The sequence below is a fragment of the Palaeococcus ferrophilus DSM 13482 genome (assembly GCF_000966265.1).
Taxonomy (GTDB): Archaea; Methanobacteriota_B; Thermococci; order Thermococcales; family Thermococcaceae; genus Palaeococcus; species Palaeococcus ferrophilus.
In genome coordinates this window covers 58078-74816 of record NZ_LANF01000009.1, presented here as the reverse complement: position 1 = coordinate 74816, position 16739 = coordinate 58078, and the positions used below count along the sequence as shown (strand labels likewise).

General features: G+C 55.9%; 18 protein-coding genes and 1 tRNA gene. 6 read left to right on the top strand and 13 right to left on the bottom strand.

What is annotated here, in order from left to right; all coding sequences use genetic code 11:
* The first annotated feature begins 49 nt into the window (after window positions 1-49).
* Together PFER_RS03445 and PFER_RS03440 are read left to right on the top strand one after the other, a co-directional pair.
* Complete coding sequence (locus tag PFER_RS03445; RefSeq protein ID WP_048148812.1) at window positions 50-772, top strand: biotin--[acetyl-CoA-carboxylase] ligase; 723 nt, start codon at window positions 50-52, stop codon at window positions 770-772.
* Window positions 773-912: 140 nt separating this feature from the next.
* Entirely contained in the window at window positions 913-2193 is a 1281-nt protein-coding gene (locus tag PFER_RS03440) for a dicarboxylate/amino acid:cation symporter (RefSeq protein ID WP_048148809.1), read from the top strand.
* 105 nt (window positions 2194-2298) lie between these two features.
* Here the strand turns inward: PFER_RS03440 and PFER_RS03435 are convergent, their stop codons facing one another.
* Genes PFER_RS03435 through PFER_RS03420 form a run of 4 tightly spaced genes read right to left on the bottom strand, consistent with a single transcriptional unit; the run spans window position 2299 to window position 5072 of the window.
* On the bottom strand, window positions 2299-2901 hold the full coding sequence (locus tag PFER_RS03435; RefSeq protein ID WP_048148801.1) for a 30S ribosomal protein S3ae: 603 nt from the start codon (window positions 2899-2901) through the stop codon (window positions 2299-2301).
* Between the two features lie 2 nt (window positions 2902-2903).
* On the bottom strand, window positions 2904-3176 hold the full coding sequence (locus PFER_RS03430; protein WP_048148799.1) for a KEOPS complex subunit Pcc1: 273 nt from the start codon (window positions 3174-3176) through the stop codon (window positions 2904-2906).
* On the bottom strand, window positions 3166-4587 hold the full coding sequence (locus tag PFER_RS03425; protein ID WP_048148797.1) for a single-stranded-DNA-specific exonuclease RecJ: 1422 nt from the start codon (window positions 4585-4587) through the stop codon (window positions 3166-3168). Before PFER_RS03425 ends, PFER_RS03430 begins: the two co-directional genes overlap by 11 nt.
* A 29-nt stretch (window positions 4588-4616) precedes the next feature.
* Complete coding sequence (locus tag PFER_RS03420) at window positions 4617-5072, bottom strand: 30S ribosomal protein S15 (protein WP_048148794.1); 456 nt, start codon at window positions 5070-5072, stop codon at window positions 4617-4619.
* A 156-nt stretch (window positions 5073-5228) separates the two neighbouring features.
* Between PFER_RS03420 and PFER_RS03415 the strand changes: the two genes are divergently transcribed.
* Window positions 5229-6077 carry a CBS domain-containing protein gene (locus PFER_RS03415; RefSeq protein ID WP_048148791.1) on the top strand — a complete coding sequence of 283 codons (849 nt, stop codon included), beginning with the start codon at window positions 5229-5231 and terminating at the stop codon, window positions 6075-6077.
* A 4-nt stretch (window positions 6078-6081) separates the two neighbouring features.
* Complete coding sequence (locus tag PFER_RS03410) at window positions 6082-7086, top strand: homoserine dehydrogenase (RefSeq protein ID WP_048148789.1); 1005 nt, start codon at window positions 6082-6084, stop codon at window positions 7084-7086.
* 94 nt (window positions 7087-7180) lie between these two features.
* Here the strand turns inward: PFER_RS03410 and PFER_RS03405 are convergent.
* The 7 genes from PFER_RS03405 to PFER_RS03375 form a co-directional block, all read right to left on the bottom strand.
* Window positions 7181-7268: transfer RNA gene (locus PFER_RS03405), tRNA-Leu, on the bottom strand.
* Window positions 7269-7317: 49 nt separating this feature from the next.
* The gene (locus PFER_RS03400; protein ID WP_048148786.1) at window positions 7318-8553 is read right to left on the bottom strand and encodes an alpha-amylase family glycosyl hydrolase; all 1236 of its coding nucleotides are present in this window, start codon (window positions 8551-8553) and stop codon (window positions 7318-7320) included.
* 46 nt (window positions 8554-8599) lie between these two features.
* Entirely contained in the window at window positions 8600-9403 is an 804-nt protein-coding gene (gene uppS / locus PFER_RS03395; RefSeq protein WP_048148784.1) for a polyprenyl diphosphate synthase, read from the bottom strand.
* Between the two features lie 66 nt (window positions 9404-9469).
* The gene (locus PFER_RS03390; RefSeq protein WP_048148781.1) at window positions 9470-9991 is read right to left on the bottom strand and encodes a gamma carbonic anhydrase family protein; all 522 of its coding nucleotides are present in this window, start codon (window positions 9989-9991) and stop codon (window positions 9470-9472) included.
* Between the two features lie 56 nt (window positions 9992-10047).
* The gene (gene pepQ / locus PFER_RS03385; RefSeq protein WP_048148779.1) at window positions 10048-11094 is read right to left on the bottom strand and encodes a Xaa-Pro dipeptidase PepQ; all 1047 of its coding nucleotides are present in this window, start codon (window positions 11092-11094) and stop codon (window positions 10048-10050) included.
* A gap of 101 nt (window positions 11095-11195) precedes the next feature.
* Window positions 11196-11585, bottom strand: a complete 390-nt coding sequence (locus PFER_RS03380) for a 30S ribosomal protein S8e (protein WP_048148777.1) — start codon at window positions 11583-11585, stop codon at window positions 11196-11198.
* 79 nt (window positions 11586-11664) lie between these two features.
* The gene (locus PFER_RS03375) at window positions 11665-11940 is read right to left on the bottom strand and encodes a hypothetical protein (protein WP_394296992.1); all 276 of its coding nucleotides are present in this window, start codon (window positions 11938-11940) and stop codon (window positions 11665-11667) included.
* Between the two features lie 359 nt (window positions 11941-12299).
* Between PFER_RS03375 and PFER_RS03370 the strand changes: the two genes are divergently transcribed.
* Window positions 12300-12839, top strand: coding sequence for a ferritin-like domain-containing protein (locus tag PFER_RS03370; RefSeq protein WP_048148773.1), 540 nt, complete (start codon window positions 12300-12302; stop codon window positions 12837-12839).
* A gap of 45 nt (window positions 12840-12884) precedes the next feature.
* Here the strand turns inward: PFER_RS03370 and fen are convergent, their stop codons facing one another.
* Window positions 12885-13907 (bottom strand): flap endonuclease-1, encoded by a 1023-nt coding sequence (fen, locus tag PFER_RS03365; RefSeq protein ID WP_048148770.1) that lies wholly within the window; start codon window positions 13905-13907, stop codon window positions 12885-12887.
* 181 nt (window positions 13908-14088) lie between these two features.
* On the opposite strand from fen, the gene acs reads away from it, so the two are divergent.
* A complete protein-coding gene (gene acs / locus PFER_RS03360) occupies window positions 14089-15474 on the top strand; it encodes an acetate--CoA ligase alpha subunit (protein WP_048148766.1) in 1386 nt (461 codons plus the stop codon).
* 5 nt (window positions 15475-15479) lie between these two features.
* Here acs and guaD read toward each other — a convergent pair whose 3' ends face one another.
* On the bottom strand, window positions 15480-16721 hold the full coding sequence (gene guaD, locus PFER_RS03355) for a guanine deaminase (RefSeq protein WP_048148764.1): 1242 nt from the start codon (window positions 16719-16721) through the stop codon (window positions 15480-15482).
* Window positions 16722-16739 lie beyond the last annotated feature (18 nt).

The window sequence follows — 16739 nt, the reverse complement described above, 5'->3', positions numbered from 1 at the left end:
CCCTCGAAACACTATTAACCTCCTCCCCCAAAACGGTTTCGGTGGGAGCATGCTGGGAATTGGATCAAAGCTCATCGGTCGGAAGGTTATCTACCTCCGGGAGGTTGGCTCCACCAATGATTACGCCCGCTCGATAGCCGCCCGCGAGGACGAGGGAACCGTCGTGGTGGCGGACGTGCAGACGAGGGGAAGGGGACGAAAAGGGCGTTCGTGGGTCTCATCGAGGGGAGGCCTGTGGATGAGCGTTATCCTCAAGCCGAGGATTCCCCCCTCCGAAGTTCCGAAGCTCGTCTTCGTTGGGGCCCTGGCCGTTACGGACGCTTTGAAAGCATGGGGTGTGGAGGGCAGGATAAAGTGGCCCAACGATGTTCTGGTGAACGGAAAGAAGGTGTGTGGGATACTCTCGGAGGCCAGCTTTCTGGAGGAGGTCAATCACGTCGTCCTCGGCATGGGAATCAACGTGAACAACCCTGCTCCCGAGGAGGGGATTTCGCTCAAGGATGTTCTGGGCAGGGAAGTTCCGCTTCCGGAGTTCTTTAGGACGCTCGTTGAGGCTCTGGATTTATGGTACTCCGTCTTCCTGAAGGATAGGGCCAGGGTTCTGGAGGAGTGGCGCTCGAGGGCGATACTCGGGACAAGGGTTCGCGTCCTTGGCGATGAGCCCTTTGAGGGTGTCGCTCTGGATGTGGACGACGATGGATGCCTCCTTGTGGACGTTGGGGGGAGAGTAACTAGGATTCTCTACGGGGACGTTTCCATAAGGTTCAACTGACGAGATGACGATTCGGCACTCCTTCTATTCTTTGGAGTTTATCGAAATGCGTGTCATGGGAGCCACAGCATTTATATACGTAAAGGTACAAAGAAATGCTGCCATAAACACGGATATACAACAATGGCGAGGTGTTGCGATTGGGGATTATAAGAAGGTATCTCGACTATCCGATTCTGCAGAAGATACTGCTGGGGCTGATTTTGGGTGCAGTGGTGGGCTTAATACTCGGCTACGCCGGCTACACCGAGGCAGTCAAGACCTACATCAAGCCCTTCGGTGACCTCTTCGTTAGACTGCTCAAAATGCTAGTGATGCCCATAATCCTGGCCTCCCTCGTCGTCGGAGCGGCGAGCATAAGCCCCGCGAAGCTCGGAAGGGTGGGGATTAAGATAGTGGTTTACTACCTCCTCACATCGGCCTTCGCCGTGTTCTTCGGGCTCCTGATGGGCAACCTCTTCAGAGTCGGCACGGGAATAAGTCTCGGCACGGGAGAAGGAAAGGCCATACAGGCGAGCGCCCCGTCCATCGTCTCCACGCTGCTCAACATAGTACCCAAGAACCCCTTCGGAGCGCTCTCAAGCGGAGACGTGCTTCCCACGATATTCTTCGCAATAGTGCTCGGAATAGCGCTGAGCTACCTGGTCAACTCCGATGACGAGAGGATCAAAACGGCCGGAAAGACCGTCCTGAGGTTCTTCGATGGTCTCGCCGAGGCAATGTACCTCATAGTCAGGGGTGTCATGCAGTACGCGCCCATAGGTGTGTTCGCCCTCATCGCCTACGTCATGGCCGATCAGGGGACGAAGGTCGTTGGCCCGCTCGCGAAGGTGGTGGTCGCGGTTTATCTCGGCCTCATACTCCAGATAGCCATCGTTTACTTCGTCCTTCTCAAGGGCTTCGGCATAGACCCCCTCAAGTTCCTCTCGAAGGCCAAGGACGCCATGATTACCGCCTTCGTGACAAGGAGCTCAAGCGGAACGCTGCCAGTTACGATGCGCGTTGCCGAGGAGAACATGGGGATTGACGAGAGCATATTCTCCTTCACCCTGCCCCTCGGTGCCACGATAAACATGGACGGAACGGCGCTCTACCAGGGAGTCACGGTTCTCTTCGTGGCAAACGCGATAGGACAACCCCTCACATTCGGCCAGCAGCTTGTGATTGTGCTTACGGCAGTTCTTGCCTCAATAGGAACCGCCGGAGTTCCTGGTGCCGGGGCGATAATGCTCGCGATGGTCCTCCAGAGCGTTGGGCTTGAGCTGACGGCTGGGAGTCCCGTTGCATTGGCCTACGCCATGATACTCGGAATAGACGCCATACTGGACATGGGAAGAACGATGGTCAACGTCACGGGCGATCTCGCCGGAACAACTATAGTGGCAAAGACGGAGGGAGAACTTGACGAAAGCAAATGGTAAACCCTTTTCACTTTTTAATCTGGCGTCAGACCCTAAGGTCGTCATCACTTCTCAGCAATCCGCCATCTCCTCATCCGCCGTGAGGAAATGGGAGAAGTAGAGGCTTCACGCCTCCGGCTCTGCGAGAACCTTTATCTTCCTGACTTCCGCCCTCTTGAGCGGGTATATCTTCCTCGCTTCCTTGGCTATCTCAGCCCCGATCTTTCCGCTAACGCTCTCGAGGACGAAGTCGGCGAAGTTGAGCTCTTCGGCCTTCTTGTAGATTATGTCCTTTATTATGGCCCTGATGGCCCTCTCCTGGCTGGTCTGGATCCTCCTGTAGGCGACGACCATTCCCATGACGCGGAGCTTGTAACCGTCCTTTGTGGTGACGTTGAATATGCCATCAACGCGGGTGGTTCTCCTCCTGACGAGTGAGCGGATGTAGCTCCTTGAGAGCTTGTGACCCTTGAACTTGGTGTAGGCGTTCTGACCCTTGACGTCGTAAATCTGGAAGTAGAGCTTGACCTGGCCCTTGGTGAAGTCTCCAGTGAGGTCCTTGAGGGTCGTCTCGATGATCCTTCCCTTGACCTTCTCGGGGTCGTCGGCCGGGGTGAGTCCTATCTCCCTGCTTCCGAAAAATTCTGGAGCGTAAACCACGAACCACTCTTTTGACTTCCACTTATCCTTGGCAGCCGCAACCTGCCTCTTCGACCTTGCTTTTGCCATTTTCACACCTCCGATCCTTCCCTTTTCACTAAATTATTTTGAGAGGTTACGTCTTCGGCTATTTTGACCGAAAACACCAAATCATCCATTGCCGCTATGAAACTCTCAATCTCACCGGAGTATTTAACTTTTGTTATCACCCTGCCCTCTTCCCAGAGGGTTTTAAAGTTTAGGTTCTCCGGAAGGTTGAGGTTGTCCACCTCAACTGCCTCTGCTATGGCCCTCGCGTTCTCCCCGTAGTCCCACTCTATGTACGCCCTCGCCCTAATTTTCATCGCCCCTCACCTGCCTTCCAAGGGCCCTGTCAATGAGTTCTATGAACTCGTCGAGCTTCTTCTGTGGGAAGCGTATTCCCGCCGCTATCGCGTGTCCGCCGCCCTCTCCGCCTATCTTTTCGGCCACTTCCCTGAGGGCCTCCCCAAGGTGGTATCCCTTCTTGAGCGCCCTCTCCGTAGTCCTCGCGGATGCCTTGACGAGCTCACCGTCCTCCTCGCTGTCGGCCACGATTATGACCGGCTTCTCAGGATTCGCGAGGCCGGCGTTTATTGCCATGTTGGCCGCTATGCCCACCATGGTGTCCTTTATGTCCTTCCCGGCGTAGAAAACGTAAGCGTGCTCCTTCTCGACGATGCTTCCCCAGTTCTGGATTATGTACCGTCTCATCTCTATCTGTTCGCGCTTGTACTCCTCGACGAGCTTTACCGCTTCCCTGTAGGCGCCCTCATCTCCGAGGCATATTGCAACTCCAAGGGTGCCCCTGTTGAGCCTCCCAGTGGCGTTCAGAAGGGTGGCGAACTCCCTCGCCTCGTGCCTCGGGTCGCCCTCCGGGTAGGCCTTTATGAGAACCACGTCACCGATAAGGCGGTCTATGTCCTCCTTGGGGACGTCGTGCTTTATGAGGTGAACCACCAGCGCGTCGTGGAGCCTCCTCTTCTCCTCCTCGCGGAGCTGCCAGTACCTCATGTCCGGATCGAAGTTTTTGGCTTTCAGCCACTCGATGGCGTTCCTCAGGTCGCCGGTAATCTCTGGAAGTTCGGGGTTGGAGGCATAGGCAAGCATCTGGGCGAGGGTTCTCGTTTCCCTTCCAAAGAGACGGAGTTCTTTTCTAATCTCGATTAAGTCGAGGGCCTTTCCATCCTCTATTATCTCGAGGTTGAGGCCGTGGAACTGGCCATCTATCTCCTGCATGTCCCCCACCGCACCAACGAGGGCGAGGGGGCTTAAATCGCGGTTCCTATCGTTCATAGCTCTGGCCACGAAGTAGGCCACGCCCGAACCGCTGAGGTCTCTAACGCTGTTGGCGCCAAACACGGTGGGGTTCACGAGAACGTGGGAGTCGTTCGCTATCTCCCCGTCCTCGGGTGGGTGGTGGTCGGCTATAACCACTGTGGCGTCGGCCAAATACCTCTCTATTAGCGTTATGGAGCCGCTTCCGAGGTCGCTGAAGACGTACACCTTCTGCTTCTCCTTTGCGAGCTCTTTTATTATGTCCTCGCTGAGCTGCTTGACGATGCTCAGGTGAAACCTCGCACCCTCGCGAGCCACCGCTTTCGCGAGGATCGCTCCCGCGGTTATGCCGTCGGCGTCACGGTGAGAAACAATGCGTATGGTGTGCCCTAACTCGGTGTGCATCCTGATTAGCTCCGCGCCCTCACGAACCTTTTCCAAGAAAGCGGCCCTATCCATTTGATCACCTTAAAAGAAGGGGAAAGGGTTCAGCGAACCAGCAGCTTGGCGGTCTCTGGGTCGTACCTCCACTTGGCCGGGAGCTTACCCGTCCTGCGGTAGTACTTGACGAGACGCCTTATCTTGCTCTCCACGAGCTGGAGACCGCGCCTTGAGTGAAGGTCTTTCGGGTGCTGCTCGAGGTGCTTCCTGAGGTTGACCGCCTTCTTGATGAGGAACATGAGGTCCTCAGGTATCTGGGGTGCGAGGTTGTTCTCCTCGAGAATCTTGGTTATCTTCTTGCCCGTGATGAGCTTGACGCTCGGGATTCCGTACTGGTCCCTGAGTATCGTACCTATCATGGCGCTTGAGTAACCCTGCTTGGCGAGGGTTACAACGAGTCCCTCAACCTCTTCGGCGGTGTACTCAACCCAGGTGGGCGGAGCAGTCCTCGGGGGCTTCTTTGAACCTGACTTTCCTCTCTTGTACGTGTGCAACCTTACCATTCCTTTCACCTCCACGGTGACGGCCAGCCGTAGCCAGCCGCCCCTTGTCGTTGGTGGTTTGAGGGGAGCATTTAAAAAGTTTACCCCGGATGTCCAATAGCCCGCCAAAAAGCCTTAAATAGTTGGGTGCCGTTTAACATCAAAGCGGTGGTGACAGTGAAAGTAAAGAGTTTAATGACCCCCAATCCGGTTGTTATAGAACTGCCCGCCACGAGGAGTTATGCTCTCCAGCTTTTCAAGAAGCATAACGTCAGGGCGTTTCCGGTTATTAGAAGGCACGATAAGGAGATAGTCGGGATGGTGAGTATTAAGAGGGTTCTTCTTCATCCCGACGAGGATCAGCTGGCCATGCTGGTTAAGAGGAATGTTCCAATCGTGCGCCCAGATGATGACCTCAAGAAGGCAGTCCGGAAGATGCTCGATTCTCACTACAGAAGGGTCATCGTGGCAGATGAGACGGGGGAGGTCGTCGGTGTTCTCACGGTTGGCGACATAATAAGGCGCTACCTCTCAAAGAATGAGAAGATGAGGGAGATTTCAATAGCCCCGTGCTACACCAAGTACACTAGCGTTGTCTGGAAGGGAACTCCGCTAAACGCCGCCCTTAAGGCCCTCCTGCTCGCGGACTCCATGGCCATACCCGTTATTGACGATGAGGGCAAGCTCGTGGGAATGGTTGATGAGACGGACCTCCTCAAGGACAGCGAGGTTATCAGGACCTTCAAATCCTCCGAACTGGTGGCGTCAAGTGAGGAGGACTGGATACTCGAGAGCCACCCCGTTCTCCTCCTCGAGAAGAAGGAACTCAAGCTTCCCGACAAGCCCGTCGAGACAATAATGAACACCGAGCTCGTGGTTGCAACGGAGGGAATGAGCGTCTACGAGGTAGCCAGCAAGATGACGAAGTACCACATCGAGCAGCTGCCCGTGATAAGGGGCAAGGACGACCTTGTCGGCATAGTCAGAGACATAGACATAATAAAGGTGATAGTGAACAGGAAGTGAGTCCATGGAGGTTTCCCTCTCCCTTCTGGGTTTTGGCAACGTGGGGAGGGGCTTCCTCCGCACCCTTCTTGAGAAATCCAGGAAAATAAGGGAGCTCTATGGCATAGAGTTCAGGGTTGTCAGTATCTCCGATTCCTCCGCCACTGTGTGGAGCGGGGAGGGGGTAGACCTTTCTGAGGCCCTCGCCGTTAAGGAGACCTTTGGAGCACTCTCCCGCTGGGGGGACGATTACGAGGTTTACGAGCTCTCTCCAACGGAGGTTGCGCGTGAAGTGGAGAGCGACGTGTTCATAGACGTGACGAGCGCCAACCCCGAGGCATACAGATGGCAGCTTGAGGCCCTGAGGCACGGGAGGCACGTGGTAACGTCAAACAAACCACCCCTCGTCTTTCACTACGGCGAGCTCACGAACGAGGCGGAGCGGAGGGGGCTCGAATACCGCTTCGAGGCCACGGTCATGGCGGGCACGCCCATAATAGCCCTCCTCAGGGAAAACCTCATGGGCGATGAGGTTATCGGCATTGAGGGCGTTTTGAACGGCACGACCACCTTTATCCTCAGCGAGATGGAGAAGGGCACTTCCTTCGAGGAGGCACTTAGAAGGGCCCAGGAGCTCGGCATAGCCGAGGCCAATCCCGAGGGGGACACAAAGGGGCTTGATGCGGCCTATAAAGCTGCTATCCTCCACAACGTTGCCTTTGGGAAGTTCGACTTTTCGAGGGCAATGGTGGAGGGAATAGACTCAATCGGGCCGGACGGGGTTATGGAGGCAAAGAGGCGGGGTAAGGTGATAAGGCTCATCTCAACGGTGGAGAAAGGTGTGGTTGAGGTCAAACCGGTGGAAGTGCCCGTGGGTTCGCCCCTTGCCGTCCACGGCACCTCCAACGTTGCCCTCATAAAAAGCGACCTCCTCGGGGAGCTCACCCTCAGGGGGGCCGGAGCGGGGGTAAAGGAGACCGTCTCCGGGGTTTTAAGCGACGTCATAAGGTGCGCCCTGAAAACGGATTGAAGGAACTTTCATGGAGCGCGGCTCGTTCTCCCCGCGGGCAGGATGGGGAACACACATGCCATTGAAACCTGAAGGAGAAGGATGAGTGATTCTGTGGTGCGGGGGACGGGCTTTGAACCCGCGAAGGCCTACGCCACCGGATCTTAAGTCCGGCCCCTTTGGCCAGGCTCGGGCACCCCCGCGCTTTCCCAGAGGAGAGGTAAAGAAGTGAGTTAAAAAAGGTTTCGGTTCTCAACGGAGAACTATCACGGGCTCGAAATCGAGCTCCATTCTTCCGTTTCTGCTCTCTACTCTCCTCCCGCTCAGCGCATCCCTTCCCCTGACGTCGAGCTCGACGCTCCCTATTTTACCCTCGAGGTTGAACACCCCAACGGCGTTCCCGCACTCCACCACGGCCACCCCCTCGACGGGCATGTGGACGCGCTGGTTTTCGCACCTTACGGACTTCACGGTATCGAGGAGGCGCTTGAAGAACTCGAGGAACTCCCTATCGCCTTCCTCCCACGGGACGGGCTCCCTCTTGAAGAGGCTTGGGGCGCTCTTTATCGCGTATTCCTGGCCGGCGTAGATTAACGGTGCTCCCTTGAGCATGAAGGTGAATGCCGTCCAGTTCCTCAGCCTCTCCCCGTCCCCGAAGAGCCGTGCAGCCCTCAGCGTGTCGTGGTTCTCGAGGAAGCGGAGCTTTACGTAGTGCGCCGGATATAGGGCCTCCTGGAGGTTGAGGTAGTCAATGTAGCTTCTGAGGGGCCTTTCGCCGCGGAGGTACGCCTCAAGCACTTCCCTGCCGTCGTAGTCGTAGGTTACATCGAAGGCTTCGTGCATCTCCGGGTCGGAGTGGGCCCTAAAACCCCTCCCGCGGAGCCATCTGACGAAGGACGGATGGACCGTCTCGGCGAGCCAGATGACGTTGGGGTTTACCCTCGCCACCTCGGCCCTCGCGCGCTTCCAGAACTCGAGGGGAACGAGGGGCGCCACATCACACCTGAAGCCGTCAACGTAGCGCGCCCAGAACTTGAGGGTCTCTATCTGGTAGTCCCAAAGCTCCTCATTGGTGTAGTCGAGATCGTAGACGTCGCTCCAGTCGGGGACTTTGCGCGAGGGCTTCCCATCCTCCGTGAGGAACCACTCCGGGTGTTCCCTCAGGAGAAGCGAGTCCCTGGAGGTGTGGTTGTAGACCACGTCAATCATTACTTTGAGGCCGAGGCTGTGGGCTCTCTCCACGAGGGCAACGAAGTCATCCATCGTTCCCAGTTCCGGGTTGACGGAGCGGTAGTCCCTTATGGCGTAGGGGGAACCGAGCGTGCCCTTCCTCCCCTCCTCGCCTATCGGGTGTATGGGCATCAGCCACACGTAATCCGCTCCAAGGGCCTTTATCCTCGGTAAGTCGTCCATGAGGGCCCTGAACGTTCCCTCCTCCGTGTGGTTCCTCGGGAAAACCTCGTATATAACGGGGGGCCTGGATACCATTGTATCACCGATGGTGATTACGGCGTTGTTCTTAAAAAAGTTGGGCTCAGCGTCCGAAGCGCCTCTGCCTCTTCTGGTACTCCCTTATTATCCTGAGGAAGTCTATCTTCCTGAACTCGGGGAAGTAGACGTCAACGAAGAAGAGCTCGCTGTAGGCTATCTGGTAGAGGAGGAAGTTGCTTATCCTCAACTCACCGCCCGTCCTTATGACTATGTCGGGGTCGGGCATGTTGGGGTAGTAGAGGTACTCCTTTATCGTATCCTCGTCTATCTCTTCCACCCGTATCTTCCCCTCGAGGGCGTCCCTCACTATCTCCCTCACAGCGTCCGCTATCTCGCTCCTGCCCCCGTATGCGAGGGCTATGTTGAGGGTGTAGTTGTCGTACTTTTTCGTGGCCCTCTCGGCTTCCTCAGCGGCTTTCCTCACGTTATCGGGCAGGGCCTCCTTCCTTCCGAGGACGTTAACCCTTATGCCGTACCTGTGAACCCTCTCGTCCGTGACCAGCTCCTTGAACTTCTGCTCAAAGAGCTCCATGAGGGCGTTTACCTCCTCCGGAGAGCGCTTGAAGTTCTCGGTGGAGAAGGCGTAGACGGTAAGGTTCCTTATTCCAAGCTCCCTGCACCAGTCGAGGATGTTCTCAAGGGTCTTCGATCCGAAGAGGTGCCCGTACCACGGCGGTTTTTTCTGCATCCTCGCCCATCGTCTGTTGCCGTCCATGATTATGGCGACGTGATTCGGTATTCTGCCGTTGGCCTTGACCCTTTCGAGGAGGTAGTCCTCATAGAAGTCGTAAACGGGTCTTAGGAGGATCTTGGGGACGTGTGATGCCATCCTGTACAGTGTTCTCATTCCGGGCCACCATGGGAGGCTGGGTCTCCGCCTTTAAAAATCTTCCCGATGAAAAAGGGGAAAGAATTAAAGCTTCTTCCTTGAGCTGAGGTGCTTTTCAGCGAGCTCCATGTAAATCTCGGCGTTCTTCTTAGTCCATTCGATTTCCTGCTCGCTGAGCTGCCTGACTATCTTCCCGGGAACGCCGACGACGAGGCTGTAGTCGGGAATCTCCTTTCCGGGCGGAACGAGCGCTCCCGCTCCAATGATGACGTGCTTGCCTATCTTGGCCCCATCGAGGATTATGGCGCCCATTCCAATGATAGTGTAGTCACCTATAACTGCCCCGTGGACGACGGCGTTGTGCCCTATTGTCACGTACTTCCCTATTACCGTCGGCTGGTTGTGGGATGTGTGTATGCTGACGTTGTCCTGGACGTTGGAGCAGCAGCCAACGTGAATCCGCTCGATATCACCGCGAAGGACTGCCGAAGGCCAGACGCTTGCGTTCTCCTCGATTACTACGTCCCCTATCACGGAGGCAAGCTCATCAACGTAAGCGGTCTCGTGGATTACGGGCTTCTTTCCATCGAGTTCATAAACGGGCATTCTGATCACCCCCATTTTTCAAGGTTGGCTAGGAAAGGGACTTTATAAAGGTGCCCCTAAATCAGCTCCCTGTCCGTCTTGGTGAGCCTCTTGGCACCGTCCTCTGTTATGAGAACGGTGTCCTCTATCCTAACTCCTCCGAACTTGGGGATGTATATCCCGGGCTCTACCGTTATCACCATGCCCGGTTTGAGCTCCGTTTCATCGAACTGACTCACGCGAGGCCATTCGTGTATCTCGAGTCCCACGCCGTGGCCCGTTGAGTGGATGAAGTAATCGCCGTAGCCGTACTCCTCTATGACGTTCCTCACTATGGTGTCAAGCTCCTTGGTGGTTATCCCGGGCCTTGCCTCCTCGACGCCCCTCTTCTGGGCCTCAAGAACGGCCTCGTATATCTCCTTCTGCTTCTCGTTGGGGGAGCCAACCACTATGGTTCTCGTCATGTCGGAGTTGTAGTGTCTGTAGAGGGCACCCTCGTCAACGACCACCAGCTCGCCCTTCTCGATGCGCTTGTCGCTGGCTATCCCGTGTGGTAAAGCGGAACGCCAGCCGCTCGCTATTATCGTGTCAAAGGCGACTTTCTCGGCCCCGTTGGTCTTCATGATGTACTCCATCTTGGCCGCTATCTCCCTCTCAGTCTTGCCCTCGCTTATCTCCTCTATGGCGACCATCATGGCCTGATCCGCAATCCTGCACGCGGCCTCTATGACCTCGATTTCCTCGGGGGTCTTGATTATGCGGAGCTCCTTTATTACGTCGTCTATGAACTTCAGCTCCTCAATTTCAGCCTTCTCTCTGAGGCTGTTGCCGAAGGACATGCTCAGGGAGCCTTCGACGCCGAGGCTCTTCAGGGGCTTGAGGACGTCGTAGAGTTCCGTGAGTTTCTTGAACTTCTCGACCTCCACCCTGGCCGTTTCTCGGGCCTCCTCGTATTCGAGCTCCGGGACGTAGAAGCGTGCATCGTCCTCCGTTATGAGCAGGTAGCCACCGAGCACGGGGGCACTTCCCGTGAAGTAAAAGAGGTTCTCCTTCCTCGTGATGAGTGCCCCGTCAATACCGTTCTCCCCAATGTACTTTCTAACGGCATCTATCCTCGACTTCATGAACATCCCCGCTATGAAGTTACGGGGGCACAATAAAACCCTTTCTATCACTCCCGGTGAGAAGAGATGGTGAGTACAACAAAAGGGGACGGAAAGAGAACTCACGCGTTCTCTTCCTTGAGGAGGACGGCGTTAACCACGCCATCCTGGCCGGGCCTTGAGGTAACGATGGCCTTGCCCGCCTCGGTCTCGATGATGGCGCCCTTGGTTATGATGTTGCGCCTGATGTACTGCCTGTTGGCGGGGTTGTCAACGACGCTCAGTATCTTTACCTTCTTGCCCTTGCCGCCATCGAAGACGTTGGCGTAGGCGGCGTTAACGAGCCTGACCTTTCTGTTGCCACCGTAGGTTCTTATTATCTTCTTCTTTTCCTCGTCGCTTACCCTGGTCATGGCGGGCTCTCTTCCGAGCTCCCTCTTCCTCTTCTTCCTGGCGAGCACGATTTTTCCGCCTGAAGGTTTCCTAAGTGATCTTCCTTGCCAGATAGCCATAATCTCACCTCACCTGATGAGCTTAATCACAAGCACTATTAAAGAAGTCCTTTTATAAGCTTTACCGTTGGGAGGGGGTTCACCCCTCCCCGGCTCTGAAGGTTCCCCTCTTGATTGAATAGCTCAGGCCGTAGGCGGGCCAGAGTCCTGGGGGCATTGAGTAGTAGTGCAGGTTGCGGAGGATTTTCTCCGCGTCCTCCCGGGTTTCGGCAACCACTTTAAGACCATCCCTGCTAAGGGTCACCTCCCCGCGGGGGAGCTTAAGGCGAATCTTGTCTCCATCCCTTTCGGGGTTGGCGCGCATCAAAACCGCCCTGAGCTCGTTGTAGGCATCGGGCGTTATCTTCTGCGTCAAAACAGCCTTCCTCTTCTTTTTAAAGAGTTTACTTAACCAATAACTACTACTCGAGGATTCGTCCTCCATAGACCCAGTCTACCTCCGAGATGTTCCTCAATTACTAAAGGCCTTTCATCCCTTTTAAGCCTTTTCCATCGCTTTTTGACGAAATATCAATGAAACCATGGAGAATGGAAAAAGCACCAAAAAGTCTAACGCCGACTGGATGGAGAATGTGCTTTTCCTGTCTGGGAGGGATTTACGAGTTCCGTTGCCTGGTTGTGGGGAAGGCCAGCCCTTTTCTTCCAAGGCCGCCCGCAGCGATCATTGGGGGGTATTCTTTTAAACTCTCGAAATAAAATTAAGGGGGTGTTGTTATGAGCGAGCTATCCCATGTTGCCCGGGACGATATAAAGAAACTGCTTCAGAAGCTTCCCAAATTGAGCATGAAGGAACTTCTTTCCTATCTGGTAAATGCGGAGGCCGAGGAAGCCGAGATGTACCGTCATCTCACTGAGGTGAGCAGGGAAATAACGTGGAGTGAAGAGATTCCAAAGGTTTTTCACGGACTGAGTGAAGACAGCATTCAGCATGCGGAAGAGTTGCTAAAACTTTACAAAAAGCTGTTCCCGGGCGAGGAACTTGCCCCCGTGGATCTGCCCCCTCTTGAGGTCGTTCTGGGAGAGGATAAGCTCAGGGAGTTTTTGAGACATGGGAGGCTGTGGGAGCTCTTTGACATACTGATGGAGAACGAAAAGATGACGGCGGAGGTTTACGAGTACATCCATAGTGTGAGCGAAAATCCTGAGATAAGAGAAGTTGCAAAGTGGCTGGCGGAGGTTGAATGGGGGCACTTCAACAAGATAAAGATTCTAAAGGACAGGCACCTCCTGCTAAAAGACAATCAGACTGGGTGATGATTCCCACGGGCCGGCCAAATTGGAAGATTAAAGGGCAAGAAATCACGCTTTGAACCAACTCTCCAGGGTTCTCTGCTTGCCCTTTTGGAGGCCCTTCCTGAGCCGCTCAAGCCCGTGCCTCACACGTTCCTCGCTGAAGTCGTGCTCGTCGCACAGGAACTTGAGGATTCCTTCCTCATCCGGCTCGCTCCACTTCAGTTCGTATTCGTCGGTGACGGGGGGCTTAAGGAAGAACTCCTTGATGGCGTAGAGGTCAACGTCGCTCTCCTTGGTATAGCGGGAGAGCACGTCCTTCTTGTACCTCACCAGCTCAAGAGCCTTCTTCGGCCCTATCCCCTTTATCCCGCCGGGGTTGTAGTCCGTTCCGACCAGGATGGCCATCTCGATGAGTTTTTCCCTGTCTATCCCGAGCGTCTTCAGGGCATCATCGAGGACTATGAGTTCGGGCTTAACTTCAACGTAAACGTTCTTACCGGGCAGCTTCCTCCTTCCCGTTATCGTGAGGTTCCTCACGAGCCTCGGCGCTCCAAAGAGGAGGGAGTCGTAGTCCTGGCTTGCTGAGGCATAGACGTCCTTCTTCGCGGCCATGTAGGCCGCCTGGGCTTCGCCCTCACTCGGGGCCTGAACCCACGGGATGCCCATGAGGGTTAGAAGGGTCTTGGCATCGTTTATGAGCCCCTCGTTCACCCTGCTCGCCCTCTGGGCGTACTTCTTTGCCTCCTCAAGCTCCCCCCTCGCGAGGGCCTCCTCCCATTTTTCCTTCGCCTCTTCCCGCGTCTCATGCCTCCTCTCAAGCTCCCTCTTCTTCAGCTCGGGAGGCTTGCCGTCGAATACATAAGCGGGCTTTACCCCCGCCTCCACGAGGTTTATGGTTCTGTAGAACAGGCCGCTTAGGTGGGAGGTTATCCTGCCCTGCGAATCCATAAGGGGCGTTCCATCGCGCTGCCTTATGATGGATAGGAACTGGTAGATTGCGTTGAAAGCATCTATAGCGACCTTTCTTCCGTTGAGCTTCTCAATCTCTATTTCCTTCCTTGGAATGAGCTCGCCTATCTGTACGCCCATATCACCACCGGGAGAATGTAGGCCCAAGTGGTATTTAGGGTTTGTCTCCGGTGGCCCATCGAAGGTTTTGAACCTTCCGTTCCTTTAACGAACGCCGATAGGGGGATCGGCAAATGAATAAGGGAAAAGTTATAACGGCTTCGGCGCATTTATGAACGTAAAGTTTATCGAGGTGGAAGAGATGAGTGTTGAGGCACTTTTCAAGCCCAGGAGTGTCGCCGTCATCGGGGCTTCGGACAAACCAGGCAAGATAGGATACGCTGTCATGAAGAACCTCATCGAGTACGGCTACGAGGGCAAGATATACGCCGTCAACGTCAAGGGCGGCGAGATCGAGATAAGCGGGAGGAAGTTCCCGGTCTACAAGAGCATTCTCGACGTTCCCGATGAAGTGGACATGGCCGTCGTCATCGTCCCGGCCAAGTTCGTTCCCCAGGTGGTTGAGGAGTGCGGAAAGAAGGGCGTCAAGGTCCTCCCCATCATCAGCTCGGGCTTTGGTGAGCTCGGCGAGGAGGGTAAGAAGGTCGAGGAGGAGCTCGTTAAGACCGCCCACAAGTACGGCATGAGGATTCTCGGCCCGAACATCTTCGGCGTTGTTTACACGCCAACAAAACTCAACGCCACCTTCGGTCCGACCGACGTTATGCCCGGCAAGCTTGCCCTCATCAGCCAGAGCGGAGCCCTTGGAATAGCCCTCATGGGCTGGACCATCCTTGAGAAGGTTGGTCTCTCTGCCGTCGTCAGCATTGGAAACAAGAGCGACCTTGATGATGCTGATCTGCTTGAGTACTTCGAGGGGGACGAGAACACAGGGGCCATTCTCATCTACATGGAGGGCGTCAAGGACGGAAGGAAGTTCATGGAGACGGCAAAGAAGGTCAGCATGAAGAAGCCAATCATCATCATAAAGGCCGGAAGGAGCGAGCGCGGTGCCAAGGCCGCCGCAAGCCACACCGGTTCACTCGCCGGTGCCGACAGCATCTACACCGCCGCCTTCAAGCAGAGCGGCGTTCTCCGTGCTTTGACCATCGGAGAGGCCTTCGACTGGGCGAGAACCCTCAGCAACCTTCCGGAGCCGGAGGGAGAGAACGTCGTCATCCTCACCAACGGCGGTGGAATCGGCGTTATGGCGACCGATGCCGCCGAGGAGGAGGGGCTCCATCTCTACGACAACCTGGATGATTTGAAAGTCTTCGCCAACCACATGCCGCCCTTCGGAAGCTACAAGAACCCCGTTGATTTGACCGGTATGGCTGGAGCGCAGGCCTACGAGGGAGCCGTTAGGGACGCTCTCGCCAACCCGAACATGCACAGCATAGCGGTTCTCTACTGCCAGACCGCAGTGCTCGACCCGAGGGATCTCGCCAAGATAGTCATCCGCGAGTACAACGAGAGCGGAAGGAAGAAGCCGCTCGTTGTTGCCATCGTCGGAGGCATAGAGGCCAAGGAAGCCATCGACATGCTCAACGAGGAGGGAATCCCAGCTTACCCGGAGCCCGAGAGGGCCATCAAGTCCCTCGCGGCGCTCTACAGGTGGAGCAACTGGAAGAAGAGCAAGAGGGAGTGAATCCCTCACCCTTTTCTCTCATTCTGGTGTTGGGCCCATAGTTCCCTTCCGCGCACGTAGGTTGCCGCAACGTTTCTCTCGTCCCCGAGTATCATGAGCCTCGAGAGCAGCACCTCAACGTCCTCTCCCGCCTCTGCCAGGGGTTCGGGGTTTATGACGACGAAGTCGGCCTCCTTGCCCACTTCAAGGCTTCCTATCCTGTCCTCCATGCCCAGAGCCCTCGCGCCTCCCATGGTCAGCAGGTGGAAGGCCTTGGCCGGGCTCATTGCGTTGGCGTAGTAGGCATCCCTGAGAACTTCGAGCATCGAGAGGAAGGGTCCTGCACCGACGTCGGAACCGAGGGCCACCGTCAGGCCGAGCCTCTCGTGGGCCCTTAAATCCATGACACCGCTGTGGAGGAAGAAGTTGGATGATGGGCAATGGGCCACCTTTGTGCCCGTCCTGGCCAGTATGGCCCTCTCCCTGTCGCTAAGATGAATTGCGTGTCCCACTACCGTTCTCTCGCCGAGGAGACCGGCCTCGTGGTAAACGTCTGTGTAGGACTTCGCCCAGGGGAAGAGCTTCCTCACCTCCTCAATCTCTCCCATCTGCTCGGACAGGTGGGTCTGCACGTAGAGGCCCATCCTATCCGCGACTTCCGATGCGGTCCTCATGAGCTCCATGCTGCAGCTCACGGCGAAGCGCGGCGTAACCGCGTAGAATAGTCTTCCATCGAAGCCGTGCCACCTGGAAGCCACCGCCCTTATGTCCGAGGCGGCCCTCTCGGGGGTGGTCAAAAGCTCCTCGGGCCCGTTCATGTCCATTAGAACCTGCCCGATAACGGTGCGCATCCCGCTTTTCATGGCCTCCTCAAAGGCAACCTCCGTTGCACCCCTGTGGGGGGAGGAATAGACGACGGCCGTCGTCGTCCCGTTCCTGATGAGCGTGGAGAAGAACTCCCTTGCCACTTTTCTCGCGAAGTCCGCATCGGAGAACTCCATCTCGGCGGGGAAGATGTACCTCTCGAGCCACTCGAGAAGGGAATCGCTTACCATCGCCCTCTTGTGGAGCTGGGGAAGGTGGATGTGGGCATCTATGAAACCGGGGAGTATTAGGTATTCGGAGTAATCAACAAGCTCACCCGTGATAGCGGGCTTTCCCCTTGAGAGACCCACGATGCGTCCTTCATCGTCCACGGACATGTACCTGTATTCGGCAGGAGAAGAGGGGTTCTCAAAGCTCAGAATCCTCGCCCGGTATGTCCTCATAGGAAGCACCAAGAAAGA